The following is a 26,611-nucleotide window of genomic DNA, read 5'->3' as shown; positions in this document are numbered from 1 at the left end:
TGCCCTCTGGCCATAGCGGCCAAATAGCCTTATGGCCGGGGCGAGCCAGCAGGGACGAGTATATGTCGAAAAAAGCTATAGTTACCGGGATCAGCGGCCAGGACGGCGCTTATTTGGCCGAAAACCTCCTAAACAGGGGCTACACAGTTTATGGAACCTACCGCCGGACCAGCTCAGTCAATTTCTGGCGGATCGACGAACTTGGGGTTACCAATCATCCGCAACTCAAGCTTGTCGAATATGACCTTACCGATATGGGATCGGCCATTCGGCTGATTGAAACCTCGGAAGCGACGGAAATCTACAATCTTGCCGCACAAAGCTTTGTCGGAGTGTCGTTCGATCAGCCTATCACCACGGGTCATATTACCGGTCTGGGTGCGGCTTATCTTCTTGAAGCAATCCGTACTGTAAATAAGGATATCCGCTTCTATCAGGCATCGACGTCGGAAATGTTCGGAAAAGTCCAAGCGATTCCACAGACCGAAGACACGCCCTTCTATCCGCGTAGCCCTTATGGTGTGGCCAAACTTTACGCGCATTGGCTGACGGTCAATTACCGCGAAAGCTTTGATATTTTTGCCACCAGCGGTATCCTGTTCAATCATGAGTCGCCATTGCGTGGCCGCGAGTTTGTGACGCGCAAGATCACCGATACCGTGGCCAAGATCGCTCAAGGCAAAGCGAAAGTGCTTGAATTGGGCAACCTCGATGCCAAGCGGGACTGGGGCTACGCCAAGGATTATGTCGAGGGCATGCGCCTCATGCTGCAGCATGACACGCCCGATACCTACGTGCTGGCGACCAACCGGACCGAAACGGTCCGGCATTTCGTCGAACTCGCCTTTGCTCAGGTAGGTATTTCGCTCGAATGGTCAGGCAAGGAAGAAAATGAGGTCGGCGTCGATCCGCAAAGCGGAGAGACCCGTGTTCGCATTAATCCGGCCTTCTACCGGCCTGCGGAAGTCGATTTGCTGATCGGCGATCCTTCGAAGGCGGAACGGGATCTAGGATGGACACCTACGGTTCAACTGGAAGAACTCGCCCGCCTGATGGTCGAAGCCGATATGCGGCGTAACGCGGCGGGTTGGTCCTTCTGATGCGTGTGGCGCTGACTGGGGCGACCGGATTTACCGGTCGCTTTGTTGCTGCCGCCCTCACAAAGGTGGGGGCAACCCCGGTTGCGCTCAAAGCAGACCTACAGGACAAGGACGCCGTCGATCGCGCCGTTGCGGAGACCGAATTCGACCGGCTAATCCATCTGGCGGCGCATGCGTTCGTCCACACTTCCGATTGGGCCGCTTTCTACGCTGTCAATCAGCTAGGCACGTTCAATCTCCTCGATGCTGTTTCGCGGAATAAAGGGGGGGCTCGCTGTATCATTGCATCGAGCGCCCAGATTTATGGGCCCACCGCCGAAGGGTTGATAGCCGAGGACGCGGCGCCCAATCCCGCGAACCACTATGCGATCAGCAAATATGCGATGGAACAGGGTGGGCGGCTTTGGGGCGACCGGCTTGATATCGTCGTGACACGACCGTTCAATTACACAGGCGTCGGGCAGGATACAAAATATCTGGTGCCCAAGATCGTCGATCATTTCCAGCGCCGTGCTCCGGTCATTGAGCTTGGCAATACATGGGTGCGCCGTGACTTTGGTGATGTGCGCTCGGTTGCCGACGCATACGCCGGTCTGGTGATGGCGGCGACCGTACCGGCGACCGTCAACATCGCGACTGGACACGTCTCCTCCATAAGCGATATCATTGAAAAGCTGACCGCGTTGAGCGGTCACCACATCGATGTAGAAGTGAACCCGGCATTTGTTCGCAAAGGCGATGTGGAAGTGCTAGGCGGCGACGCAACGCTTTTGCGCATGACCTTGCCTGGCTGGAGTCCCCGTCCGATCGACGATACGCTGCGATGGCTTTATGAGGCGGCCGGGTGAAAGCCGGATATCTATCGAGACGGATCGGGTCTATATATGCAGCTTGGCTCAATCATGGGCCTTGAGTCTTGGCAGCGCCGCTATGCGACGAATATCCAGCGTCGATGATGGGTGCCGCAAATTGATGGTCGATCAATGATAAGCTTCAGGAATGTTTCAAAAACCTATCATATTCGGAAGTTCAGGAAAGACGTCCTTTGTGATCTGACCTTTGACATTCCCACTGGAAGCAGTCTGGGCATCTGCGGCGCGAACGGGGCGGGCAAATCAACCTTGATGCGCCTGATTTCTGGGGTGGAGTCACCCAGTTCAGGGCGTATCGAGCGGAGCGTTTCCTGTTCCTGGCCGATTGGCTATTCGAGCTGCTTCCAGTCTAGTCTGACGGGCGCTGACAATGCGCGGTTTATCGCTCGAATATATGAAAAGGACATCGATGAGCTTCTGGCCTATGTTGAGGATTTTGCTCAGCTGGGGCCATATTTTCATCAGCCTATCTACAGCTACTCCGCAGGCATGCAGGCGCGTCTGGCATTCGGCATTTCGCTGGCGATTGAATTCGACTGTTATTTAGTCGATGAGGTGACCGCCGCCGGTGACGACAGGTTTCGGCAGCGGTGCGAAGAAGCTTTGCATTACCGCCGCGAAACCGGCACGTTGTTGATGATCAGCCACGATCCTCATACATTGCGAAATTATTGCGAGCGCGGCGCGGTGCTGCATCAGGGTCAATTGACCTTCTACAGCTCAATTGACGAAGCCATCGATGTCCACATGCGCAACCAAGCAGCGCATTAGGCCGTGGTGACATTTTAGTGTCTGATTTAAAATTATCTGTCATGATTTGATGATCTTGCGACACGGCGGGCCAAGCGCTGGATCGAGGTGATGAAGAGCCATGCGGCTGTCGATGTGGCGTTCTGTTCGAAATCCTTGACGAGCCGCCGGTTTCGTTTCAGCCGCGCTAGCGTTTGCTCGACGCTTCTGCGCCAAGGCAACACCGCAAACGCCTTCACTGGATCGGACCTTTTGACGATCTCGCTGGATCATTTGCCAAGGCGGTGCAGAGCGCCCTTGAGCTTGTCTCCGGCATAGCCGCCATCAGCGTAGACATGGCAAAGCCAAGGGAAGCGCCGGATCAGTCCGACCAGCACCAGCGGCGCGTCGCCACGATCCTGAATGTCGGCGGTTTGGATCACGGCTTGGACGAGATTGCCCTTGATATTGGTGCGCGGGCGCCGGCGCCTATGCTGGCGTTGCCTAACCAGCGATGGAGCCTGGACTTCGTGCACGATCAGAGGGCGTCGGGACGCCGGTTCCGGGTGCTCAACATCGTCGACGATGTGACTCGCGGGTGCCTGCTGTCAACGGCACAGTAATTTTCCCCAGTTGCGGAGAATTGCAGGACCGATGACACCGTCTCCAAAGTGTTGAGTCGACAACTTCACTCTAGAGACCCGCTGGCCGGTCATGACCGCCTTGATGAAACCTGCGGGCGCTACGCGCCCTTGTCTCTATCAAGGCGATGCGGCCCTTCGAGAGGCCGCTTCCCAATGTGCTACGGCACCGAGCTGACCTCGAACGCGGTCCTCGCCTGGTGCGGGGAGGTCGGGGTGGAGTGGCACTACATCGCTCCGGGCAAGCCGATGCAGAACGGCTACGTCGAGAGCTTCAACGGTCGCATGCGCGATGAACTGCTTAAAGAGACGCTGTTCCTCAGCCTGGACCATGCCCGCGTTGAAATCGCCGCCTGGGCCGACGACTACAACCGGAAGCGACAGCACTCAGCCCTTGGATACGAGACCCCATCGGCGTTCGCCGCTGAACTAGATAAGCAATGGCCTGCTTTGCTACGCCCGACGGGCTCCGCTGCACGGGCCATTGCTCAACCCGCGCTCATGCGCAAAAACGCTGCCGGGCTCTAGAGCGGTTTTCGATCATTCTGGTTCGTAGCCACATGATTTGAAGTAGTTGGCGCATTCCTGAGGCTGGAAGATATCGACGAGTTTGCCGATCAAGCTCCACAGGCCGCTGACCGTTCGCTCGCCCGCTTTGCGGAGCATGGCCTTGAGGTGGGAGAACGCTTTCTCGATCGGGTTGAAGTCGGAGCTGTAGGGCGGGAGAAAGCGTAGGGTTGCGCCTGCGGCCTCGATGAGCACTTGAACCGATGCGCGCTTGTGGCTCGACAGGTTGTCCATGATGACGACGTCGCCGGGCCGCAGTTCCGGGACGAGAATCTGAGCGACGTAGGCTTCGAACCAGTCGCCGTTGATCGGCCCATCGAGCACCATGGGCGCGACCATGCCGGTCATGCGCAGGCCGGCGACCAAGGTGGTTGTCTTGCGGTGGCCGTGCGGGAAGCCCATCCGCAACCGCTCGCCTTTAGGGCAACGGGCGTGTCTGCGGGTCATATTGGTCGCGGTCCAGGTTTCGTCGATGAAGACCAGGCGCTCCGGTTCGAGATCGAGTTGCCCTCGAACCAGTCCTGACGCTGCTTCAGGACGTCTGGTCGATCTTGCTCTATCGCATGGCCTGTCTTTTTTTGCGCGTGAGTCCACGGCGAACAAAAAAGCGATGTAGCCCGGCCACGGAAACGACCATGCCCTTGTCCGCCAGCGCCAAACGCAGTTCTTCGAGGGTGATGTCCCTGCGCTCCTCCCAAATGGCCAGAATGTCCGCTGCCCGCTCTTCCATTCGCTGTGAGCGCATATCCCCGCCGCGGGGCTTTGGGGCAATGTCACCCGTCTCGCGCTGCTGTGCTCGCCAGCGGACGGACTGCCGTTGATGGTGCCACACCGAACCGGTCCGCCGCAGCACGGCAACTCGATCCACTATCCACCGCTGCCAAAATTCGAGTGCTCAAATCCCTCGAAAGCGCCATCCATGCCGGCCTCCTTCACCAGCATGGATTCTGAATCAGAAATCGCGCCGGAAAGGAATCCCATGCCGATTCAGAGGGGTCGGAAACCGCTCTAAATCGTCATCAGCTCAATACCAAAGCGCTGAGATGCTGACGCATCATGCCCTGGAATTGTGCAACCGCTGCATCAGCTTAACCAAAGTTCGATGAGCCGGGCTCATTGAACTTTAATATCAGGATGCGAGGCATGCCAAATATGTCTGCATTGGCTGCAGGATGTCGCAGGCAGGTTTCTGGAAAAGATAGCCAAAATAGCCATCATCTCCTGTTGGCGCTGTGCTATCCAACAATTGGTCTGGTTCCACGATCGGAAGGAGTATGCAGGGTTCGATGGGCTTGAAAAGCTCAGGCAAGCAATAGGTTACGAAAGCGCCGTACCAAGCGAATTCGTAGGGGCTAAAAGCGAGCAGGCCACAAAAGTTTATGTAGCCGAAATCTGCAGCGTGTTTTTCGAGAGCTAGACAAATATTCGAATCGAATATGCCATTGCACCCAATATAATGATATTTAAGCTCTTCAAGCTGCGACGTAAAATGTTCATCAATAGCATCAAATGCCACACCGGCTGAAACAAGGTTACCATTTAACCAGCATTTCTCGCCCGTATCGATAAAATGTTGATTTATTTCTTGTCGATTCAATGGACGCGCCGTCGTGCACAAAATTCCCTCACGAAACATAGCCGTGCTAAAGTCGAATGGCTTCGTGAAGAACTGGGCCGAATCACATGTTAAATAATGGCGTGACAAACCTAACTTGGAAAAAGCCAATTTGACGACCTGTTGTACATGCCAACCGTCAAAATGATCAGGTGGAATATTTCCAGTCATCTCCAAAACCCAATCTTCATACAGGATTATGGGGAGTTTTTCGATAAACCCGACAATGTAAGCGCTATTAAAAAGATTGGCGAACAATTCCTGATCATGCCTTGGTATAACAAGGTAAAATGGGACATAAGGCTTAACAAAAGAAAGGTAAGATCCAAATAATATGACAGACCAATGGGCGTCATTAGCATAGCTCTTATTCAAAAGAGCATAGTCTCGATCCGCCTCCCGTTCCACAATCTGGACCCCTTGGAAGCTCAACCGTGTATCTCCGGCAACCTTCAGGCGGATCTCAAGGTCACTGACGTCCTGCGGTATATGCAGAGAGAAAATCGTGATGAGGCCAGGTCCAGCCTGTGTCGTTATGTCAGTTTTCACAAACTGGTGCTGGCCGGCATTGCTGACGACGTCCACAACCACACCCGTTCCCGCTTGCTCCACCTCGCCTAGGACGGCCACTGTGTAGATGCCGGCTTTAATGGCTCGATAGGGGCCGCAGACCAGAAAGCCGGATATACCAGTCGTTCGTATCGATTGCTCACCTCGTTGGCCGTTCAGGATGAAGCTTTCGTAGTCGTCTACGGTCAAGTGAATGGTGTCACCGGGAGAACTGTCCCCTGCTGGGTCCGGCATTATCATCTCCAGAAAAGCCCCGCCCTTGGGAGCACGCATTTTGGCTGCCATGCCGAAAAAATGACGAGTTTACAACCAGACATTCCTGCTCTGCCGACTCCACAAAACGCCCGAGTCACCTCTACGGCCCGATTTTGAAATTTAAGATGCAATAGTGAGCCAAAGATATGCCGTCCGTCGGATATTGGGAAAGGAACGGGCGCGAAGCCGGGGAAATGTTGGCCATAACCCCTTGTAGGCTGTGCGGTCCGCACATGCTGGGATAGGTGCCTGAACTGCTATTGAGATTGTTGCGCTCTATAACCATTGGCCCAGTTAGCTTGTCCACGTTCAACGCCAACATTGCACCGCGCACAACGTTATCCGTTACGCTGCCTCCATAGGCCGGCGCATCATACCAAGGCGCGGACCCGATCATGATACCGAAGCCGCATCTCCGTTCCGCCCCGCAGTCGATCCGGTTGCCGGTCACACGGGTGCCAGTGTAATCGCCGCTCGTCGCCTTAGGCCAAGCTTGCAACATCAGTTCGGCAAAGGATCCGCCACCTGCCCTAGCGCTGTGGCTGAACCGGTTGTTTTTCACAGTGCAGTTGATGCAGCCTCCGAAGATCAGTTGGACATCGGTATTGTCGTGAAAACGGTTGTCCGTCACCTGAAATCCGTTGCCGGAATGAATTGTTAGGCCATCAGCCCATCGCGATTGGATATTGTGCGTGCCGTTGCTGCTGAAGAGGTTGTTGCTGATTACTACATTCTCGCCCCCGCCGTATTCCAGCGCGGTATAGCAGCCCATGTTGCGGAAAATGGACCGTGTGATCGAATTGTCATTGCCGTTGATCCTCAATCCACCCGCCAAAGGTCTTTCCTTGTCGGATGAACAAAGTCTGGCGGTAAGGGCAGGATCGCTCAACCTTGCCCCCTCAAATATCAGTCGATCAAGCCGCACGTTGCTGCTGTTGATGTCGAATGGCATGACCGCCCCAGCCACACCGTCAGGGCTAACGGAGAAATGGAGAACCGCACATCGTTTCTCGTCCGCAAAGCAGGGTGGAGCGGCATCGCCTGAATCCTTGGTCCGCAAAATGACGGGACGCGTGATCCGAACGGGCGTCGCGATCAGGTACTGGCCCGGCGGCAGGGCAATGGTTCCCCCCGCAGGCGTTTGTTCCAGGCAGCCCCTGAAGGCCGGTCCTGCGTCCTTTTGCGAACCGGCAAAAGCTTGGATGCTGGCGCACGGGCCGCGACCTGCAGGTTTTGTTGATGCAGTCCGAATGCTACCAGAGGCAAGAAGCGCTGGTAGGAGCAGTGCGGCTCCGATAATCGCCAATAGGACACTGCGATAAGTCAACTTTCCAGACTTGCGGGATAGCGAACTCTGGGGCAGGAGACGATGAGGCACGATGTTACCTTTTGAGTTCTGCATGGAGCATGACATGCTGTCGAAAATATTGAGTACGGGTCAGAAAGTGAATTATCGTCGTAAAGGTAATCAATGTCGTGCGGCACGGGATTGGCCCGGTGCGGTCAATGCCTATACAAAACATCTTGCCGAAAATAACGCAGATCAGCAGATATGGGTTCAACTGGGCCACGCCTGGAAAGAGCAGGGACAACTGGAGGAAGCTGCGAACGCTTATCAGATCGCGGTTAATTTGGACATAGATGATGCAGACGCCAACATTCACCTCGCCGACATTCTGCGCCGCTTGGAACGGGGTGAGGAAGCGCTCGTCGCCTATGAGCGGGTGAACGCCGTTGCGCCCAATGCCGAAGCTATCCGCAACATCCGGTTGCTGCGCCAGGACAGCAGGGCGACCAACGCGCTGGAACTCGGCGAAGGAACGGTCTTTTTCGCGATCCAGGATCTATTCGGCTATCTCAAGGCGCATGTGACTATGTCCGGCATCCAGCGCGTCCAAGCCGGCATCGCGCTGCACGCCATTCAGGATGCGGCTGTTGATGTTCGTTTCATCCTTGGAAATGCGGTCGAAAGCACACTGCCGCCCGGCGAGTTCTGGATGGTCGACAATGCGCAGGTTCTACGGATCATCAAATATGCATCGGGCAAACAGGTGGATCACGATACCCTGCGCGCGCTGGTGATGACGTGCGAGGACGCGGCCGAACGCGTGCTGCCGCTGCAGGGAAGTACGATCATCCTGCTGGGCGCTTTCTGGGGTCTTGGCAACAGCGTCGGAGATTTCCTCCGTTCCAAACGCAACGGTGTCCGGATTGGTGCCTATGTATACGATATCATTCCAGTAACACATCCTGAATTCTGCGATGAAGCGTTGGTTACTGATTTTTCGATGGCGATTTGCGAACTATGCGCGGTAGCCGATTTCATACTGACCATTTCCGATGCCTCGCGGCAAGCTCTGAGCGAATTTATCACGAAGAATGGCGGTCGCCAGATCCCGATGATGACGGTGCCGTTGGCGCATCATCTCACGCGTACGGCCGACGATGAAGTGGAATGGCCCGAGCAGTTGCGACGCGTAAAGGGCAAGCGATACGTCGCTTATGTTTCGACCATAGAAGGCCGCAAAAATCATCTTTATGTGGTCAATGTCTGGCGGCGGCTGATGGCCGAAGGAATCGATGTTCCCGATCTAGTTTTCGTCGGGCGGCATGGATGGAAGATCGGCGCGTTGACGGATGTGCTCAACGCTACCCATAATCTTGATGGTCGGCTGCACATCGCACATAATCTGTCGGACGGCGAACTGAATGCGGTTTATGCGAACTGTGAATTTTCGGTTTTTACCAGTTTCGTAGAGGGTTGGGGATTGCCGGTAGGCGAAAGTCTATACCACGGCCGCCCCTGCATCGCGTCGGATACTTCGTCTATACCGGAAGTGGGTGGCGCCCTTGTGGATTATGTCGATCCTTTCAACATCACACAGGGAATAGACATTTTCCGTAGGATGATCACCGATAAGGCGTATCGGGATCGCCGCACAAAGATGATTCGGGATAATTTCGCGCCTAGGACATGGCATGATGTCGGCGCTGACTTCATGGAAAAAGTCAAGATATATCAGAATATTGAAATTACGCCATTCAAGTCGAACCTTGCCGAGGGAAGCGCGCTTTCCTTCAAGGTTATTGCCGGAAGCACTGTTGATACCGGAAGATATTTTCATCTTCCTAAACGAATATTAATAGATTCTTCATTTCTTTATGCTCCCGAAGATCATGGCATCTGGTTGCGGGGGCCTAAGCCGTCCTTCAGCATACCAACCGATATGGCTCCGGGCTCATCCGTGCTGATATATCTGCAACTTTCCACGGCACCGGGCTCTGCCGATTGTACGCTGACCTTGTTCGATGCCGTTGCAAGTGAAGAAATGAAGTCAATCAGGATGTGGGACGTCAGCCATGGTCAGGTCATCAGGCTGATGGCCAAGGTTGATGACGAGGGGACCATCCAACTCAAGATGGATGTAAAAGGGTCCTATCCAAGATATGAGAATGACCGACGTGACTTTGTCGTCGGTCTGCGCGCTGTCGGCTATGCGAAACCGGAAAATCTTGCGGCGCGCCAGGAGCTTTACGAAGCCATGAGCTTGGTGGATGTGGCATCCTGACGCATCGAAGGCTCCGGTCGAGGCGTAGTTGCGTGACAATAGACCGGAATGTACCGGTCTGCATCGACGGACGGTTGTTGAACGATGGAGGGGCCGGTACGGGGGTGGCACAATATGCCCGAACCCTGGTATCGGCCCTGCAATTGGCGGGTAGGCCGCCCCTGATCCTTGATGACGGGGGAACGAACGATCGCCGGTCAGACCATAGCAAGCGCATGGTAGCGCTGCGTCCGTGGCCCCGCAAAGCGGTAGCGAACGGGAAAGGATACTGGGCACGCGATATCTTTCGCGAAGCGCACGTATTTTTTAGCCTCTACAAAAAGCCCATGCCCATTGACTTACCGGGCCAGCCTGGCGTCATGCACTGGACCTATCCGTTGCCGATGCGGATACGTGGCTGGCGCAACATCTATACCGTACATGACGTGATGCCGCTCGATCCCGGCGTGCCGACTCCTGTCAACGGTCTTCGATTGCGAACCATATTAGACATGCTGCGGGCTGATGGGGGTGATTTTGTGACGGTGTCGGAAGCCGCACATGCCCAGATTACGGCCGCGATGGGTTGGTCAAAGGACGAAGTGATACCCTGTCATCAGGGTGTCGATGTCGCAGGAGTGGGGCAAGGCACGCTTCCTTCCGGACTTAAGTCGGGCGGCTATCTCCTTTATATCGGCGCCGTAGAGGCTCGCAAAAACCTGACAGGCCTTCTGGAAGCCTATCGTTCCAGCGGGTTGAGAACACCGCTCGTGATTTCCGGGCCTGACGGCTTGGATGTGAAGTATATTGATGCCCTTATTCAGGCAACTCCCGGCGCAATGCGACTGGGCCTCCAGGCGCGTGATACGGTTCTTCAGCTGATTGCAAATGCGCGAGCTCTGATCCTCGTATCATTGGCCGAAGGTTTTGGAGTGCCCGTCGTTGAAGCAATGGCATTGGGCACGCCTGTTCTTTCTTCCAATGTCCCGGCACTGGCGGAAATTGGCGCGGGAGCGACGCTGCAGGTCGATCCGGTTGATCCCGCGCAGCTGCGCGATGGACTGATCGCTATCGATGGTGATCTTTCATTGCGTGATGAGCTTATTGCGCTTGGACTTCAAAGATCCAGATATTTCGAATTGGAGCCCTATGCACAGCGGCTTCTGAAATTGTATGGGATGGCATGACTGATACGGTATCGGCGGCCATGCGCATTGGCGTTGATGGTTATAACCTGGCTTTGCCGCAGGGAACGGGTGTCGCAACCTATGGGCGTAACTTGGCAGCGGCTATCGCGGAACTGGGCTATCCCGTAGACTTGCTGTTTGGGGTTAACATTCCCCGCAAGGTGAATGATGATCTGCGGGAATCTTTGTTTTTCGGCCAGTTGGGAGCAGATCCGCCCCATCGCCTCAGCACGCGCCGACGGATGCGCCGCTGGCGTGTGCATCCCTTTGCTCATGATATGATCGAAATTCCTGTCACGGGCCGCACAGTGGCATCGGAAGGCGGTGACCGGCTGCCGCCATTTGACCGTCTCTTTAACCGCGCAGAGCTCTACGATGTGTGCGCTCGGCACTTTCGCCGGTACGGCAAATTTATGACGGTCCGAATACCCGAACCACCGGCGATCATGCACTGGACCTATCCGTTGCCGGTCCGGTTGGCAGGCGCCCGTAATATTTATACCCTACATGACCTGGTTCCGCTGCGTTTGCCGCGCGCCAGCCTTGAAGACAAGCGCTACTATGACAGGCTGGTGCGGACTTGTGTGGCACAGGCAGACCATATTGTTACCGTATCGGAAAAGTCGCGCGCTGACATTATTGATCTGATGCAGGCCGATCCTGAAAGGATCACCAACTGCTACCAGGCCAGCGACATGTCTGCGCTGCGCGATCCCGACGCGTTGCCCAATCGCCTGCACCAGCTTTTCGACCTGGAGATGAAAAAGTATTTCCTGTTCTTTGGCGCGATCGAACCCAAGAAGAATCTGGGGCGCGTGATCCAGGCGTATCTGGAATCCAATGTCGATACGCCGTTCGTCATCGTGGGAGCCGAGGCCTGGCATGCCGATCGCGAACTGAAGCTGTTGGGCACTGCCCATGGCCGCAAACTGCCCGGAGTCGATCGTATCCGCCGCATCGACTATGTGCCGCGAACCTTGCTGACAGATCTTGTGCACGGGGCGAAGGCCTGTCTGTTTCCGGCGCTGTATGAAGGTTTTGGTTTGCCCGCCCTGGAAGCTCTGGCTGCCGGCGTTCCGCTTCTGTCTAGCACGACTGGCGCTCTGCCCGAGGTGACGGGCGAGGCGGCTTTGGCAATAGACCCTTATGACATCGACGCTATGACGGATGGCATCAGACGCTTGGACATCGACGATGCCTTGCGTATCCGGCTTGCGGCCGAGGGTCTGGTCCAGGCAGACAAGTTTTCCCTTTCCACCTACGCCGGACGAATTCGCCAACTTTACCATGGGATCGCCAGACGCTAGGCGCATGGAAAGAAGCAACCTGAAATGAAACTGCCCTGTCGCAGCATTGGAGTAATGTCATGTACGTGAAGTGCCGGGGGCTGTTCATTCGCCCGCACCTGATTCTGCTGGCTGCGACGGCATTAAGTGGCTGCGCAACATTGCCTCGCAATGGGCCGACCGGCAGCCAGATTGAGCGGAGCGCTAAGCAGAACACGATTGGCTTCCAGATCGTTGATATCACACCTAGCAACATTGGCGCATTGTCGGCGATGTCCAATTCCATCGGGGCGCTTGCTGCACTTGCTGCGGGTGGAGAGGTCGATCAAATTGGTCCAGGGGATGTGCTTTCCATCGAAATCTATGAAGTAGGTGTTACGCTATTTGGTGGCCGAGCGACCATCGGTACTGTGAATGCGTCATCCAACAGCGATGCTGGTATCTCTGCTCAGAACGAGACACTCGGCAGCAGTGGAGTCATTGTGGATCGAGACGGTAATATCTCGCTGCCCTATGCTGGTACCATTCCGGTAGCAGGGCTGACCACGATGGAAATCCAGGATCGAATCGTAGCGAGATTGCGAGATAAATCGCAAAGTCCGCAGGTTATAGTATCTTTGCGACGGAACATCGCTAATACGGCGGTTATCATGGGGGATATCGCCAGTCCGGGGCGCCTCCCATTGACGTTGGCACGAGAGCGTTTGCTCGATGCAATTGCCGAAAAGGGCGGAATTAACCGCACCGTGCAAACAGGTTCTTCGACGGCGACTGGAACTGGCGCTCAAGATGTCATCGTTCGCTTTACCCGGCGTGGTCACGTCGCCGAGCAATCGCTCGACAGCATCGTAGCCGGTTCGCCCGACGATCTCGTACTTTTGGGGGGCGACCGGATTGAATTGATCCGCCAGCCCAGAACCTTCACCGTCTTTGGAGCGCTTGACCGGATATCTCAGATCCCGTTTGAAAGCCGCACTTTGACTCTTGCCGAAGCGCTAGCGCGCGCTGGCGGCCCCAATGATGGACGTGCGGATCCGAAATCGGTGTTCGTTTTTCGGTTAGTACCAGCAGGCGGACTTGAAGGAGGGCAGCAGGCCCCGCAGACTCCGGTCGCCTATCGGATCAACATGATGCAGGCGCAGAATTACTTTCTGGCACAGCGTTTCGTGATGCGGGACAAAGATATGATTTACATTGGCAATGCGTCGGCGAATCAGCCTCTTAAGGTCATCCAGGCTTTTGGGCAGCTATTCTCTCCGGTCGTCGCGGTGCAAAACGCGACGCGATAGGAGAAAGAAAAAGGCCCGGCAGATTTGTTGCCGGGCCTTTTTCTTATTCTCATGCGGCGTGTTCTTTAACACCTGCGACGAGCAGCCAACCGACGCCATATACAAGCACCAAAGCGAGGAAAGCTGTGATCACAGTTTTAGTGCGCTCTGGAAATAGCGCTTTCACAGGCATGTTTGCATCGACTACTGGAACGACAAACAACTGCTGTCGACGGGCATCGTCCTGCGCCCGCTGCAGTGACGCTGACGCCAACTCCAGTTGCTTGCCGGCAATTTCCTGTCGGACCTTGATACCTTCATAGGCGCCTAAACCCGACGCGACGTTCCCGGGTCCATTAGAGAGTTTTGACGTTTCAGCAGCCACCTGACGTGACAAAGCTGCAACGCGGTGGCGAAGCGCCACGAGTTGCGGGCTGTTAGCACTGACCACAGATGCCATAGACGCCTCTTGAGCGCGCGCGACGGCAAGTTGCCCCTGAAGCTCGGACACAAGATCAGTTCGCGATGCGCCGGTGATCTGAGGATTGAAATCTCTCTCGTTCCGGCGGAACTGGGTAATCTGCTGCTGCACTTGCGACAGATTAGCTTCAGCTTCCTTGACCCGCCGCTCCGACATCAGGATTGCGTTAGCATAATTGCGTTGATTGAGCGTGTTGACCCGATCTTCGCTAAGCTTCAGCAATTCCTGAATGATGCGATAAGCATCCTCAGGTCGGAAGCCGCGGACCTTCAAGGTCGTAACACCGGTTTCGGTGCTTACGTCGACGTCGACCTTGCCCTTGAAATATTTCTCAAGCTGCTCTGGAGTCGGGTTGGCGAACCAAAGGCGCGAGATCAGATCGGCTTCGGGCCGACGGAAACGCTGGCTTAGCCCGATCCGAGACTCTAGGGCATCTACCGCATCATGCGATTCCAGATAATCTGCAACCAACATAGCGTCACGCTCAGAAGAAGCTCCGCCAACCATCGTCAAGGCTTGGCTCAAGCCGCTTGGTGCCGACGCGGTTGTTTCCGACGTCCGAACAACGAAATGGGCCTCAGATTGATACTGATTGGCCGCTATCAGATAATAATATATCGCTACTAGAGCGGTTGGAAGCAGCACAATCAGACACCAGTTGCGATGCTTGCGCAGCCACCCGATCAGCCGAGACTGAACCGTTGGGGATGAGTGATCCAAAATTTACACCTTATTGAAGATGGATGCGACGCCGGGTCGCCTTGATAGATGCAAGCCCGCCATATGTCAGCAACAGGCAACAACCAGCGATATAAGGTATATCAACGTAGGTGTCTTTCGCTGTGTGAAACTGGCCATATCTTAGAAGTTCAAATATGGTTGTAAGTGGAAACCAAGTAAGCCACTCTTTGTATGGTTGAGGAACCCATGAAAGCTGATAGAATGCACCAGATATTGGCATCAAGACATACGTTATTGGGTGAACAAATCTTGCAACCAACTTATTGTCATGCGTCGACGCGCATATCAAAAGAGATATAGAAAACGAAAACCAGAATAATAATATTATACCCATTAGAAGATAATATAATCTTGCTGGAAAATCAGCAATGCCGAAGGCTATTGTCAGTCCAATTAATGCCGTAAAGGACATTAACGTGCCGACGGCTTCAAGTAGGCCGCGTGCCAGCATCATGTCGAAAATGGTCACACGCCGATGGTAAAGAAGCGGCATATTTGATTCCAAAGCACCGTCCGCACGCGTCACCATGCCGCGAAACATGATGAAGAGTGTGTAACCGAGAATGGCGAATGGAACAGGGTGAATACCGCTATGAGGCAAACCATGGCCCATATGAAGCAAGGCAACGGCGCTGGCGAGGCTGAGAGGCTCCAGAAACACCCATAGATAGCCGATATTCTCGCGGCCATATCGAGTATGCAACTCGCGCATCAACAGCGCGCCGATAACATCTCCTTGGACCTTGAGGCCGCGCCAGAAGCCGCGATCACCCATGGATCCGGAAGTGTCTGAAATCATGTTCATGAGCGGCTTCTAACGCGATTCGAAGGCCGATAGAACAGAAATCTAGCACGGTGGCGCCGCGCCGTCGGGGCAGCCGCGCGGCGGTTGATGAGCTTCACAATGCTCATGCCAGCGATCTTAGAGGCTGTTTGGAAAATCGTTGGCGGGGGTTGTCGCAAGGCTCTGCGCCTGATTCAGGCTTTGGATGTGGACCTATCAGAGCCGAGGGTGCATGGTCCAGATTACCAAGAAGACGAAGCGCTTACCCAGTGATCTGACCGATGAGGAATGGGATCGCCTTGGCGCCTCTGATGCCCAAGCCGGGGCGCAGTGGTCGTCCACGCGAGGTGGATTTTCGCGAGGTGATCAACGCCGTGCGCTACCTTGTTCGGTCGGGCTGTGGCTGGCGGATTCTGCAGATCCATTTCAGGGCATTGCAAACGGTTTATGGCTGGTTGCGGGAACTGGCTCGCAGGTTCTTAATCCACACAATCCACGACATCGAACTGATGCTCGATCGCGAGCGCCAAGAACAGGAGGCCAGCCTGAGTGCAGCAGTGATCGACAGTCAGTCGGTCAAAGCGCTATCGGCAGAAAAGCGTGGATTCGATGCAGGTAAAAAGGTTGTCGGGCGCAAACGGCATATCGCCGTCGACACCGATGGACGGCTGCTGATGGTCAACCTGACTACTGCGGACATTTCGGACAGCGCGGGTGCCCAGACCATCCTCGATGGCATCCGCAAACGCCGGCCCTGGATCAAACATCTCATCGCCGATGGCGCCTATGACCGCCTCAAGCTCATGGACAAGGCAAGCTATCTGGATTTCGTCGTCGAGGTCATTCGACGCAGCTATCAGCAGCAAGGCTTCAAGGTTCTGCCCCGACGATGGGTCGTCGAGCGGACCTTTGGCTGGATGATCCGATGGCGCCGATTGGTCAGCGATTACGAGAAGCGCATCGACGTCTCGCAGGCCATGATCCTCGTCGCCATGGACGGCAATCTCCTACGCCGAAACGTTCACCCCTGATTTTTTAAACATTGGGTAATCGCGGGAGCGAGTCGCCCATGTTGGTCTTTACTGGCCTGCAGAAGGTAGTTGTTCCTCTGTAAGATGAGAAACGTGCTCTCGATTGGTGACCGGCCCCAGCATCTGATGGAGAACAACCATGGGTGAATACATCGGGCTCAACGTTTGCTTGAAAGAGACTGCCGTATCGATCCGGCGCGATGGCCAGCGGATTTGGCGCGGCAAATACGTCTCCGCCCCGCAAGCACTGGCCGGCTTGATCCGTAAGCATGCAGCCGACGCCGAAAAGGTCTTCTTCGAGATAGGCCCCTTGTCCGTATGGTTCTATCGCGCGCTTACGTCGCACGGTCTGCCGACGATCCGCATTGATGCCCGCCATGCCAAAGCGGCGCTCGACATGGCAAGCAATAAAACTGATGCCAAGGACGCCGACGGTTGGCCATCTGGCCGAAGTGGGTTTCTACCGTGAGGTCCGTGTCAAAGCCTTCGACAGCATGCTCTCGCGGACCTTGGTCAATGCCCGTTCGAAGCTTGTCAGGATCGGTATCGAAATCTCGAATCAGATACGCAGGATGATGAAGACCTTCGGGTTGATGGTTCCACGCAGCGCGGGCAGCAAATTCGACATCCAAGTTCAGAACCTGCTTTCCGCTCACTCAGAACTTTCAGCCATCATTCTACCGCTGCTTGATGCCTGGAGAGCCGTCCGGGCACGGGCAGCGGACCTCGGACGCAAGGTGCTCGCTCAGGCCCGAGCCGACGAAAAGTGCCAACTTCTCATGTCGGTGCCGGGCGTCGGGGCGATAACCGCTACTGCCTTCATCGCCGCAGTCGAAGATCCCGCAAACTTTAAGCGTTCACGGTCGGTAGGCGCATGGCTGGGGCTGACCACCCGTCGCTACCAGTCAGGCGAAGTGGATTATGATGGCCATATCTCCCGGCGTGGCGATGCCCATCTTCGCGGGCTGCTCTATGAGGCTGCAACGGTGATCCTGACCCGCACCCGGGCCGATAGTGATCTGCGGTCCTGGGGAACGAAGCTTCGCGAACGGATCGGCTTCAAACGAGCCGCAGTCGCCGTTGCCAGAAAGCTGGCCGTTGTCATGCATGCCATGCTGCAATCAGGTGAACTGTTCAACAAGGTGACCGCTGCGGTCTGACAGTCCAAGCCGGCCCCGCGCCTTCGGGCGCAACAAGTTGTCCCTGCCGGGACGTGGGCCGATCCATTCCGCAGAGTCCGTTGCATCAGGCCTCCTAGCCGCCAATGCGCTCCAAACATAGGAAGGATCGTCCGCGAAGCCCCATCATGCGGCGGCTCATGTCGACCGCGAAGACGACCATGCTTCCGGCATACACACCATGAAACACGACAGGCTTGGAAAATGACGCGTGATTGGACGACGGACTCTTACATTGTCGCTTTATCACCCGCTTTGCCTTATGGGCGAGCATATGAAGTACATCCCCTATTTTTCGAACTTTGCTGCCCGCTTCCGTCATGGATCTGCAAATGGTGGGGGCATCAGGCTGTTTCACCTCAACCATCTTCTCACCCAGCCCCGGCAGCGTAACGAAGCTGTGATCCGCCAGCTGTGCTCCACTGCCTATCTCGGTGAAAATCGGTCCTTATGCCGGGTGTTGGGACGCTACAAAATGGTTGTTGACACCACCGATGTTGGCCTGTCCAGTCACCTGCTTCTGGACGGTTATTGGGAAATGTGGATCACCGAATTGCTCGCGGCAGTGGTGAAGCCGGGAATGAAGGTTGTCGATGTGGGGGCCAATCTAGGCTATTTCACACTGCTTCTGGCTGATTTGGTCGGATCTGCAGGCGAGGTGCACGCCTTTGAGCCTAATATCGATCTGGCGCGCCGGATGACGCAGAGCTTAGCGATCAATGGGTTTGATACGATTGCCAAGGTGCATGAGCAAGCGTTGGCGGATGTTGAAGCAGACGTATTGCTGGTTGTGCCGACCGACGAACCCAAAAATGCCCATCTGCTGCCTGCGGATCATCCGGTGTCGAATGACCAGGCAACGGAAACTCGCCTGATGCGGACCCGCAGGCTCGACAGTTATGAAGAGCTGCATGATGCGGATATCATCAAGATCGATGCCGACACATCTGAAATGGCGATCTGGAACGGTATGTCCGGCATATTGGAGCGGGGGCGCTCCCTGACCATCGTCCTTGAATTTGCTCGGGTTCGTTATGATAATCCGGGTGGATTTATCGATCAGATCCTAGCCGACGGGTTCACTATTTCTGTCATTTCGCTGGAGGGGGGCATTCAAACTATCAGTCGGGAGGCGATCCTTGCGGCGCCCCCGACAGAGGATGTGATGCTGTTGCTGGTACGCTAAATCCAATTCAACAAGATATTGGATCTTGTATAACCACGACCTTTTCCACCATGAGTTCACCGGTGAGCGGGATCAGATTAATATGAACAGGTCCGGCGGAATCGGGAAGGGGAAGGGAGATGGCGATCGGTGTTTCAGGCTCCCAAAGCATCTCCTGAGATAAGCCATTGAGTTCCACTTTAATGTGAACGGGACTGGGCATGGAAGCGACATGGATTTCCGCCTGCCCATTGGGCAAGCCTGACCAGAAGAACCATAAGGCAGCCCCCCTGCCGTTGATCCGACACCCAGAATTGGTCGGCACGAGCCATCCATCGCCATGGCGCATCGCCTCGCCTGACAGCATGTCATCCTTGATTTCCCGGGCAAGTGACATCAGCCAAGTTCCCGGACCAGCTATGCCTATCAGGCTGTCCTGTAGACGCGGTTTGATCAATTGAGCCTTTGCAACCAGATTTTGCGCGATCTGCAGCCATGTCTGCGGTGCATAGCTCTGTGCTATAGCCGCTTCTGTGGTTGCGAGTACGTTTCTGTCGAGCAAGGCAAACAGCGTTTCCGCGATATCGTCGGCATCATGCGGGTTGAAATAGCTGGCATAGGCACCGCCGGCTTCCGGAAGGGAAGAGACGGCCGAAATTGCGGGCACTTTGCCGTAAGACAGCGCTTCGGAAACTGGCAGCCCCCAACCTTCGTAGAAGCTGGGATAGAGTGAGAACAGACAATGCTCGTACAATGTGGCAAGCCTGTCGTCAGGCACTCCGTGAAGGATTTTCACCATATGTTTCAACTTGGGATTACTGCGCAGCATCTGGTGCAAATCATCATTCAGCCAGCCATGCCCGCCCACACATACCAGATGCGGTACTGCTGTTTCGCCTAGCGTGTCAGCGAGTTTCAGCCAGGCCCTGAACGCTCCGAGATGATTTTTGCGAGGCTCAAGCGTCGAAACCATCAAAACATAATCGCCAGGTTTCAGGCCATATTGCTGAAGGACGTCGGCGCCAGCGGAGCTTTGTTTAAAATCGCCATTGAGCGGAACGACGGAAACAGCATCTGCTGCTATGGGCGCATCCCACATTGCGGACTGATCAATCAGGTCCTGGCGGGTAGCTTGTGAAATAGCCAGGCAACCATCGACCGAATGGAGCATGGATCCAAACCAAGTTCGATAATCTCGGACCAGCGATTGCATAAACCAGTCTGGCCCAATCAGCGGGATCAGGTCGAACACCAGCGGAACGTAAATCATCGCCTTACGATCACGCGCATTGCGGACGTCGAGCAGGTAGTTTCTATCGGCCCATGACGTTCCCAGATTGATAAGAACCGCCAAGGTCGACAGTTGGATGGTAGGAGACACCGCGACCGTGCGGTATAGGCCTTCCAACTGTCTTACCCAGGCGGGATCTGTCACGTCATCGCTTTGCTTGGCTAAATGGCAAAGCGCCTGAAATTCATCATGAGGCAGAGCAATCCATCCTCGCCGAGCGCCGGAATAAAGGCAGAATATCGGTTGGATATCGGTGGGTTCATCAAGCAGAGCCAGTGATATCTCAATCTGGACCCGTTGAATGCCCGTAGGCAAGCGCCGCTGTCCAAAAAAAGCAAATAAATCGGTCACATCAAACAGGATAGCGTGTGGCGCCGCCAAGCTGAAATTAGATTTCTCTGCCGCAGTCGGATCGAGATCGAAGACGGTAACGGCATCCTTCCAAAAACCCGGAGATGCATCAGCGCCACGTTCTGGCATCAATCGCGCCAACTCCGAGAGAGCCTGCAAATTGCCTGGTTCGCGTAGTAACGCTTTGACAAAATATGCCGCAGCATCATTGGGCTGCCACCAAGCCTTTGCCATATGCCCCAGGTGAAGCAGTGGCTCGACATTCTGGATCTGCAAACGGGCCGCTTCCTCGTAAGCGGCGGTCGCCCGTTCAATGACGCCGGCCTCCTTCTCCATATGCCCAAGCTGGATCCATAGATGGTATAAATGGGGTTCAAGAGCCAATGCCTGACGATAATATAGGGCTGCCTTGCTCCAATTCTTTACCGCGCGGGCGCTGTCCGCTGCCCTTATGTGGGCAGCGGTGCTTCGACGAACCGGTAAGCCATTAGATCTGGGATTAAGTGCATATTTTTTGGACACGCGGTCCAGCCAAATTCTGATTTTTCGCATGCTCCACGATCTAAGCTTGGAAGACATATGCAGCAAATATTTTCCAGACTGGTGCAGATTTCTTGCCCGCCAGAGCTCTGGTTCAATCCGCGGGAGTATCGCCATCGCCTGCGCCGCCCCAGAAACGGCATCAAAATTACCGGCCTATTCTCACTATCGATCGTCGATGCCCGCTAGGGGGCGTTTTCCTCCCTAACGGCCATAGTCGGACGCTTACGCTGCAGCAGATTACTCTGATGTAGCTACTCATGAGACCTGTGCGCGGGTGGCGTAGACAGGCGCGTTAATTGCTGATTCAATGGGCTTTCCAGGGAGGAGAGTGGCCGTGGCGCAGCGTTCGATTGGTCAGGAGCGATTTGGGTTTTCAGGGTCCGAGCGCACGACGTCATCGCTGGACGCGCTTGTATCGCTGATTGATTGGCACACGGTCGCGGTTCTTCTCGACCCGCTTTATCCGGCCTCCAAAGGTGAGCCCGCTTGGCCGCCCCTGGCAATGTTCAGAGCGCTCCTGTTGTCGATCTGGTATGATCTGTCCGATGTGAAGCTGGCTGAGGCCCTGGACGACCGGGCCTCTTTTCGCCGCTTCTGTGGGTTTTCCGTGAATGAGGCAACGCCAGAGCGTACCGCATTTGTGAGGTTCCGTCGACTGCTGGTCGCGCACCAACTTGACCGATCGCTTTTTGAAACCGTGACTATGCAGCTCAAGGCCAAGGCGGTGACGGTCAAGGCCGGAACACTGGTCGATGCCACTATCATTGCTTCAGCCAGTGAAGGCGATGATGATGCGCGCTGGGTAAAACACAGAGGAAAACGGGCCGTTCACGGCTTCAAGGCCCACGTTGGCGCCGATGCCGATACCGCGTTGGTCGAGGAAGTGTCGATTACATCGGCCAATATCAATGACGGCAAAGCAGGTCCCGATGCCTTGCCCGACAATCCTGGTGAGGTGTTTGCCGACAGCGCCTATCGCGGCAATCACTTTTGTAGTGCCGTGACGGCAAAGGGCGGCATTCCCCGGATCGTCGCCACCGGCATGTGGGGCCGCGACGAAGCTGAAACGCTCCGTAAGCTGCATGAATGGAATCAACCGATCCATCGGGTGCGCGCCCGCGTCGAGAAGATTTTCGGGACATGGAAGCGATGCTACGGCCTGCGCCGAATGCGATGGCGAGGTCTCGCAAAAGCCGCCGTCCAAGTCCACCTCACCGCCATCGCCTACAACCTCAAGCGCACGATGAATATTCTCTCCGTTCCAGCATGATATCGCCTCCGACTGCAAAGCGCAGGCCGGATCAAAAGACATCGAATAGCTGCGCGATTTCATAGCTCTACGCCACCCGCGCACAGGTCTCATTAGCCGATGGTTCGCCTATTATGACCAGCATTGCCCCTATTCCCGCCTTGCGGGGAAAACCCCTGGCGAGGCATATGGGCAAATCGGCGCTTCAAATCATGGGGAGCATGCCCCCCATGATTTGATCACCCAAATCGCAGCATGAGAGCAATCAGGATGAGCTTAACTTAGCCGCAAACCTGTCCACGATGGCGGAACCACCTCAAACCGCAGCATCCCGGCAACCAACATCATATCCGATCGGGAAATCCGTTTCTCCATCTTGTTCTGAAAGGTTACCAACGGCTCCCGGTCAGACTCGGGCGCTCAAATCCATGCCGGATATCTATCCGTCACCACCGCCCGCCTCAGTGGGAAGTCAGCCCTGACCGCAGTCCGCTAACCGGTCGACGGCACATTCCCCCTCGCCTGATTCAACTCCAAAACGCCACCCCCGTGAGCAGTTACCAGATGGGAGCACCCGACTACGCGTCAGAACAAAAAATCCCTTATGTTACGTCGGGAGCGTCCTCAGATGCCTTTAGTTATAGTCAACAGCATAGCGGGAAATTAATAATGCCATTTTTCTAAAATCAGCCAATTCACTTAGCTTTAATACTGCCAAAGTATCAACTCGATCTAAGACATCACAAAACGGCAATATTGTATGGTAATGCGGCCTATTCCAAAAATCATGAAACAATACAATTCCGTCTTTTTCCATACGGATTAGGGCTTGAAGCGCACATGCTACCCTAAATCGCCCGTCAACCATTACAACGTCAGGTGGTGTTTTTAGATCGTTCCAGACGCTCAGATAATAGGATGGCCATTTAATAGCATCTGCTGTCCCCAGAGGAACGCCCCAATCACCTACCGGACCAATATCTGCCAATACTATCTCCAGCGGTATGCCCGTAGCTTCTCGAGATGATTTGACCTTTTCAAGCCAATTAGCATCACTATCCACACTAATAATTGACTGCGCTCCGCTAACCGCCGCAAGTAGAGTGCTTCCACCCGCTCCAAATTCCAAATACTTCTCTGACTTACCAACAAACTTGACAAACATTTCAATTTCTAGATCGGACATTTGAGGTTTGATCGATAAATCCCGATCAACATTGCTAGAACCGTCCTGAGCAAGTTGTGACGATGCCCTTGGTGGGTCAAATTTATATTTTTTTCTGCTATTAGATATTATTTCATCTAGCCTTGATGCCGTTGGAAATGAGAATTTTGGGATATCACCATCAAAAGTAATTGTTCGATCATATCCGCCGTCCACGAACGCCTTTCTATTAAAGTGCTGTCCGGTTTCCCCTATATATCTCCCTAGGCAAATTACAGTATTAAGCTTAGCAACACCTAGCACTAATCCAGCGATATCCTTGGCTGCATCCTGAGACGTCCCAGGTGAATCATATCCTAAACTATTAAAATATTGCTTTATCCTAATGTGATCTCGCTTACTATATTCAGCTGAACGAATTATATCGAGATAAGGCTCGATGAGATGCCTCTGAGCAAGCCACTGTCGGCGCGTTAACAAAAATCCCCATTTATGTTCGAGAGGTTCAAGCCGGGAGGCATTAGAATGCTGCTCCATAAGAGATGCCACATGGTTACCATAGGCTGCTATATAACTGACCTTCGGTTCAGATAGAGCGTAAGACGACAAACTAATCAAAGCTTCAACATAATTCGGCATTAATTCCATGTCATCTTCAAAGAAGAAAGCACAATCAGCACCCACCTCATTAAATATATAATTCTCAGCGCGATCGAAATTTAAAGCAACTCCTAAATTTAAAAATGAGTTGTGCACATTTCCATCAGGAAAAAAATCTTTAAATAACTTAATACATTCATTCATTGGCTCGACATCGATAGTTGTCCCATCAAATTTATTTTGAGCTCCATCCTGAAATAAATGTATGTTAATCTCTGGAGTTTTTATTGTCTGATTTTTTAGACTATCCAATACTTTTTGCAAATAGGAAGGCCTATTGAAAGACATAATAACAATAGGATAATGATTGCTGGAGACCTCTTGCTCTGGATTATGCATCGAAGGTGAACTCCTCACTAATTTTCAGCCTATCCTCTGCATTATCTGCACTGCAGTAACCAATTGCTGCAAGACCGATCAAAAACTGTCGGCTATTGGGGTCGTCGTCTATCTCCAGCGGTGCGTGGCCAGATACCGAAATAGAGATCGCCAACTTTCCGCCTTTTTCTACTTCGCCATATGCACGCATCAAAAACGAACCGGGCCGCGCACCTTTTTTCCGGTTCTTCAAAGATTGACCCCTGTTCGACCCAGAGGAAACGTCAATCGAAACGATATTGTTTCCATCTGCCCAAGGCGGACAATTTAGTCGTAAATAAACGATTACGGGGGTCGCTTCAGGTAAATCGGTCAAAAACCGCAATGTACCGTGGTTCCTTTCCATCCATATGCCTATACCCTCTATGCCATACCATCCACTTACGAGCGCGAGGCGCTTGGGACTTTTTGCGTAGTCAGGTGGGAGGCTATTCCCCAATGCCAGCGAACCAATTTCAAATACCGTACCGGCTTCAAATAAAACGCCTAAGTCATCATGAGGAATAATAGCTCTCGCTACATCGCCTGTTGCAGAAAGCAAGACACGTGCTACTTCTTCCCAATCTCGGGGTACGAAATTCTCTGCAATATAACGTGATCTCTCATTTCTATAGTCGTGATCAAATGTCATTTTGCGAATAACATCGATACCAGCGCGAAAATTCAGAGGATCAATATAATCTATGAAATCGCCGCCAACCTCGGGAATAGCAGACGTGTTGGAAGCGATACACGGTTTTCCATATATGAGGCTTTCGCCAACCGGCAGACCCCAGCCTTCTACAAAACTAGGGAATACGGTAAAAAGGCAGTTGCGATAAAGCGTGGCCAATTCGCTATCTGATAGATCGTGAAGAATTCTTACTCTTCCACCGTAATATTGGGCAGTCCCGAGTTGGTCCATCAAGCTTGAAACGTGCCAACCTGGACGTCCCACAAATATCAGATCTGGAGCATCCAGCCCTTCCTGAATGAATTGCTTCCATGCATTGACGACATATAAATGATTCTTTCTCGCTTCAATTGTAGAAACAAAAAGAACAAACTTTTTATGCCTAAGAGTAGATATTGATCCAGTCCAATTATCTACACTTCTTCTCGAAGATGATGGGTTGTGTGCGAGCGGAACCACCGATATTGGGGCCTCTCGCATTTCATTATCTTTTCTATATTTGCGAACGTCGTTTGCGGTAAACTCCGATATGCACAGAAACCCATCAAATATGCGCATGGCGTCGGCAAAAGATAGGGTGAATTCATGCGGCAAACCTGCATCACAATATTCACTGTTAGTTATGGGTATAATATCGTATATCATACATACAATTTTAATACCGATTTCTTTTATATACAGATACCGGCTAGCGACAGCGCCATAACCCCAAAACGCGCCCAAAACTAAATACGTTGAATTTTCTGCTAATTCCAATTCAGAAGAATTTTCTATAGTAGAAAATATCATGCCTCTTAGTATTTTGTGGTCAACGTAAGGTTTTGATATATAATTAACAATTTCAATTAAATATGATTGATCTACTTCTTTTAGATATCCGCCGCTGTTCAAAACAAAAACATATTTATCAAATATTTTCGGATTTTCGCCTATTATATATTCTATGACTTTGCTCTGAACTCTTTGTATACCCGACACACTTTTGTGTGCATTTAGATAACCGAGGAAATCGTCTATTTCAATATAAAGAGAAAATGGCTCATTGCCGACGCTTTGTACATCGCTAAGGAGAGATTTAGCATCGTCATTCGTCATGAGAGTTCCTTGGCTGTCGTTACACGCGGGGGGAAGGGATACGGGAAGCATCCAAGCCAAGTCAACATGGACAGTTCTAGATTTGCCGGTGGCTATCGATTCGATCTATGCAGCTGGACACCAGCAAAAACCGGATCCAGCGATCGGCTCTGTTCAGAAAATCAGCGGATCGGTGTATGGGGATTGGC

16 protein-coding genes and 7 pseudogenes are annotated in these 26,611 nt (G+C 53.6%); 14 read left to right on the top strand and 9 right to left on the bottom strand.

Annotation, left to right across the window (positions count from 1 at the left end; all coding sequences use genetic code 11):
- Positions 1 to 62: 62 nt before the first annotated feature.
- The 3 genes from gmd (at position 63) to E5554_RS03180 (ending at position 2,743) form a co-directional block, all read left to right on the top strand.
- Positions 63 to 1,100: a GDP-mannose 4,6-dehydratase gene (gmd, locus tag E5554_RS03190; protein WP_136185959.1), complete on the top strand. Its 1,038-nt coding sequence runs from the start codon at positions 63 to 65 to the stop codon at positions 1,098 to 1,100.
- The gene (locus E5554_RS03185; RefSeq protein ID WP_136185958.1) at positions 1,100 to 1,948 is read left to right on the top strand and encodes a GDP-mannose 4,6-dehydratase; all 849 of its coding nucleotides are present in this window, start codon (positions 1,100 to 1,102) and stop codon (positions 1,946 to 1,948) included. Before gmd ends, E5554_RS03185 begins: the two co-directional genes overlap by 1 nt.
- 135 nt (positions 1,949 to 2,083) lie before the next feature.
- The gene (locus tag E5554_RS03180) at positions 2,084 to 2,743 is read left to right on the top strand and encodes an ABC transporter ATP-binding protein (protein ID WP_136185957.1); all 660 of its coding nucleotides are present in this window, start codon (positions 2,084 to 2,086) and stop codon (positions 2,741 to 2,743) included.
- A 32-nt stretch (positions 2,744 to 2,775) separates the two neighbouring features.
- Here E5554_RS03180 and E5554_RS23235 read toward each other — a convergent pair.
- Positions 2,776 to 3,207 (bottom strand): annotated as a pseudogene (locus E5554_RS23235) (transposase); the annotation flags it as partial.
- Here E5554_RS23235 and E5554_RS03175 point away from each other — a divergent pair.
- Together E5554_RS03175 and E5554_RS03170 are read left to right on the top strand one after the other, a co-directional pair.
- Positions 3,169 to 3,306: pseudogene (locus E5554_RS03175) on the top strand (IS3 family transposase); the annotation flags it as partial. The pseudogenes E5554_RS23235 and E5554_RS03175 overlap by 39 nt on opposite strands.
- Before the next feature lie 201 nt (positions 3,307 to 3,507).
- Positions 3,508 to 3,870 (top strand): annotated as a pseudogene (locus E5554_RS03170) (transposase); the annotation flags it as partial.
- A gap of 12 nt (positions 3,871 to 3,882) precedes the next feature.
- On the opposite strand, the pseudogene E5554_RS03165 reads toward E5554_RS03170, so the two are convergent.
- From E5554_RS03165 to E5554_RS03155, 3 genes and pseudogenes are all read right to left on the bottom strand, one after another.
- Positions 3,883 to 4,826, bottom strand: a pseudogene (locus tag E5554_RS03165) (IS630 family transposase).
- A 212-nt stretch (positions 4,827 to 5,038) separates the two neighbouring features.
- Positions 5,039 to 6,367: a DUF6492 family protein gene (locus tag E5554_RS03160; protein ID WP_168708676.1), complete on the bottom strand. Its 1,329-nt coding sequence runs from the start codon at positions 6,365 to 6,367 to the stop codon at positions 5,039 to 5,041.
- Between the two features lie 82 nt (positions 6,368 to 6,449).
- Positions 6,450 to 7,751, bottom strand: a complete 1,302-nt coding sequence (locus E5554_RS03155) for a right-handed parallel beta-helix repeat-containing protein (RefSeq protein ID WP_168708675.1) — start codon at positions 7,749 to 7,751, stop codon at positions 6,450 to 6,452.
- Here E5554_RS03155 and E5554_RS03150 point away from each other — a divergent pair.
- From E5554_RS03150 to E5554_RS03135, 4 genes are all read left to right on the top strand, one after another.
- Positions 7,750 to 9,918 (top strand): glycosyltransferase family 1 protein, encoded by a 2,169-nt coding sequence (locus E5554_RS03150; protein ID WP_168708674.1) that lies wholly within the window; start codon positions 7,750 to 7,752, stop codon positions 9,916 to 9,918. The genes E5554_RS03155 and E5554_RS03150 overlap by 2 nt on opposite strands.
- Positions 9,919 to 10,133: 215 nt before the next feature.
- On the top strand, positions 10,134 to 11,084 hold the full coding sequence (locus tag E5554_RS03145; protein ID WP_136185953.1) for a glycosyltransferase family 1 protein: 951 nt from the start codon (positions 10,134 to 10,136) through the stop codon (positions 11,082 to 11,084).
- Positions 11,081 to 12,391 (top strand): glycosyltransferase family 1 protein, encoded by a 1,311-nt coding sequence (locus E5554_RS03140; protein ID WP_247594362.1) that lies wholly within the window; start codon positions 11,081 to 11,083, stop codon positions 12,389 to 12,391. The genes E5554_RS03145 and E5554_RS03140 overlap by 4 nt, the downstream gene beginning before the upstream one ends.
- 59 nt (positions 12,392 to 12,450) lie before the next feature.
- Positions 12,451 to 13,659, top strand: a complete 1,209-nt coding sequence (locus E5554_RS03135; protein ID WP_136185952.1) for a polysaccharide biosynthesis/export family protein — start codon at positions 12,451 to 12,453, stop codon at positions 13,657 to 13,659.
- A 49-nt stretch (positions 13,660 to 13,708) separates the two neighbouring features.
- Here E5554_RS03135 and E5554_RS03130 read toward each other — a convergent pair whose 3' ends face one another.
- Both E5554_RS03130 and E5554_RS03125 read right to left on the bottom strand, forming a co-directional pair.
- Entirely contained in the window at positions 13,709 to 14,632 is a 924-nt protein-coding gene (locus E5554_RS03130) for a lipopolysaccharide biosynthesis protein (RefSeq protein WP_168708673.1), read from the bottom strand.
- Between the two features lie 217 nt (positions 14,633 to 14,849).
- Positions 14,850 to 15,665 carry an ABC transporter permease gene (locus E5554_RS03125; protein ID WP_247594361.1) on the bottom strand — a complete coding sequence of 272 codons (816 nt, stop codon included), beginning with the start codon at positions 15,663 to 15,665 and terminating at the stop codon, positions 14,850 to 14,852.
- Positions 15,666 to 15,849: 184 nt separating this feature from the next.
- On the opposite strand from E5554_RS03125, the pseudogene E5554_RS03120 reads away from it, so the two are divergent.
- The 3 genes and pseudogenes from E5554_RS03120 to E5554_RS03110 all read left to right on the top strand — a co-directional run bounded on the left by E5554_RS03120 (position 15,850) and on the right by E5554_RS03110 (position 19,039).
- A pseudogene (locus E5554_RS03120) lies at positions 15,850 to 16,675 on the top strand (IS5 family transposase).
- Between the two features lie 139 nt (positions 16,676 to 16,814).
- Positions 16,815 to 17,835, top strand: a pseudogene (locus E5554_RS03115) (IS110 family transposase).
- Between the two features lie 292 nt (positions 17,836 to 18,127).
- Entirely contained in the window at positions 18,128 to 19,039 is a 912-nt protein-coding gene (locus E5554_RS03110) for an FkbM family methyltransferase (protein WP_136185950.1), read from the top strand.
- Between the two features lie 7 nt (positions 19,040 to 19,046).
- On the opposite strand, the gene E5554_RS03105 is transcribed toward E5554_RS03110, so the two are convergent.
- Positions 19,047 to 20,996, bottom strand: coding sequence for a glycosyltransferase family 1 protein (locus E5554_RS03105; protein WP_168708672.1), 1,950 nt, complete (start codon positions 20,994 to 20,996; stop codon positions 19,047 to 19,049).
- Between the two features lie 541 nt (positions 20,997 to 21,537).
- Here E5554_RS03105 and E5554_RS03100 point away from each other — a divergent pair.
- Together E5554_RS03100 and E5554_RS23230 are read left to right on the top strand one after the other, a co-directional pair.
- Positions 21,538 to 22,473, top strand: coding sequence for an IS5 family transposase (locus tag E5554_RS03100; protein ID WP_136185948.1), 936 nt, complete (start codon positions 21,538 to 21,540; stop codon positions 22,471 to 22,473).
- A 295-nt stretch (positions 22,474 to 22,768) separates the two neighbouring features.
- Positions 22,769 to 22,948, top strand: a pseudogene (locus E5554_RS23230) (IS66 family transposase); the annotation flags it as partial.
- A gap of 138 nt (positions 22,949 to 23,086) precedes the next feature.
- Here E5554_RS23230 and E5554_RS03090 read toward each other — a convergent pair.
- Both E5554_RS03090 and E5554_RS03085 read right to left on the bottom strand, forming a co-directional pair.
- Positions 23,087 to 24,616, bottom strand: coding sequence for a glycosyltransferase family A protein (locus E5554_RS03090; RefSeq protein WP_136185947.1), 1,530 nt, complete (start codon positions 24,614 to 24,616; stop codon positions 23,087 to 23,089).
- Entirely contained in the window at positions 24,609 to 26,423 is a 1,815-nt protein-coding gene (locus E5554_RS03085) for a glycosyltransferase family 1 protein (protein ID WP_168708671.1), read from the bottom strand. Before E5554_RS03085 ends, E5554_RS03090 begins: the two co-directional genes overlap by 8 nt.
- Positions 26,424 to 26,611 lie beyond the last annotated feature (188 nt).

It is taken from the genome of Sphingobium sp. PAMC28499, assembly GCF_004795815.1.
Classification (GTDB): domain Bacteria; phylum Pseudomonadota; class Alphaproteobacteria; order Sphingomonadales; family Sphingomonadaceae; genus Sphingobium; species Sphingobium yanoikuyae.
The sequence above is the reverse complement of the archived record's forward strand: the minus strand, read 5'-3'. Positions and strand labels throughout refer to the sequence as shown.

Excerpts from the sequence above, each read along its gene's own strand:
- E5554_RS03185 (WP_136185958.1), top strand. The coding sequence starts at position 1,100 with ATGCGTGTGGCGCTGACTGGGGCGACCGGATTTACCGGTCGCTTTGTT.
- E5554_RS03090 (WP_136185947.1), bottom strand. The coding sequence starts at position 24,616 with ATGCATAATCCAGAGCAAGAGGTCTCCAGCAATCATTATCCTATTGTT.
- E5554_RS03160 (WP_168708676.1), bottom strand. The coding sequence starts at position 6,367 with ATGCGTGCTCCCAAGGGCGGGGCTTTTCTGGAGATGATAATGCCGGAC.
- E5554_RS03150 (WP_168708674.1), top strand. The coding sequence starts at position 7,750 with ATGGAGCATGACATGCTGTCGAAAATATTGAGTACGGGTCAGAAAGTG.
- E5554_RS03110 (WP_136185950.1), top strand. The coding sequence starts at position 18,128 with ATGAAGTACATCCCCTATTTTTCGAACTTTGCTGCCCGCTTCCGTCAT.
- E5554_RS03125 (WP_247594361.1), bottom strand. The coding sequence starts at position 15,665 with ATGAACATGATTTCAGACACTTCCGGATCCATGGGTGATCGCGGCTTC.
- E5554_RS03085 (WP_168708671.1), bottom strand. The coding sequence starts at position 26,423 with ATGACGAATGACGATGCTAAATCTCTCCTTAGCGATGTACAAAGCGTC.
- gmd (WP_136185959.1), top strand. The coding sequence starts at position 63 with ATGTCGAAAAAAGCTATAGTTACCGGGATCAGCGGCCAGGACGGCGCT.
- E5554_RS03135 (WP_136185952.1), top strand. The coding sequence starts at position 12,451 with ATGTACGTGAAGTGCCGGGGGCTGTTCATTCGCCCGCACCTGATTCTG.
- E5554_RS03155 (WP_168708675.1), bottom strand. The coding sequence starts at position 7,751 with ATGCAGAACTCAAAAGGTAACATCGTGCCTCATCGTCTCCTGCCCCAG.
- E5554_RS03145 (WP_136185953.1), top strand. The coding sequence starts at position 10,134 with ATGGTAGCGCTGCGTCCGTGGCCCCGCAAAGCGGTAGCGAACGGGAAA.
- E5554_RS03180 (WP_136185957.1), top strand. The coding sequence starts at position 2,084 with ATGATAAGCTTCAGGAATGTTTCAAAAACCTATCATATTCGGAAGTTC.
- E5554_RS03105 (WP_168708672.1), bottom strand. The coding sequence starts at position 20,996 with ATGGAGAAGGAGGCCGGCGTCATTGAACGGGCGACCGCCGCTTACGAG.
- E5554_RS03140 (WP_247594362.1), top strand. The coding sequence starts at position 11,081 with ATGACTGATACGGTATCGGCGGCCATGCGCATTGGCGTTGATGGTTAT.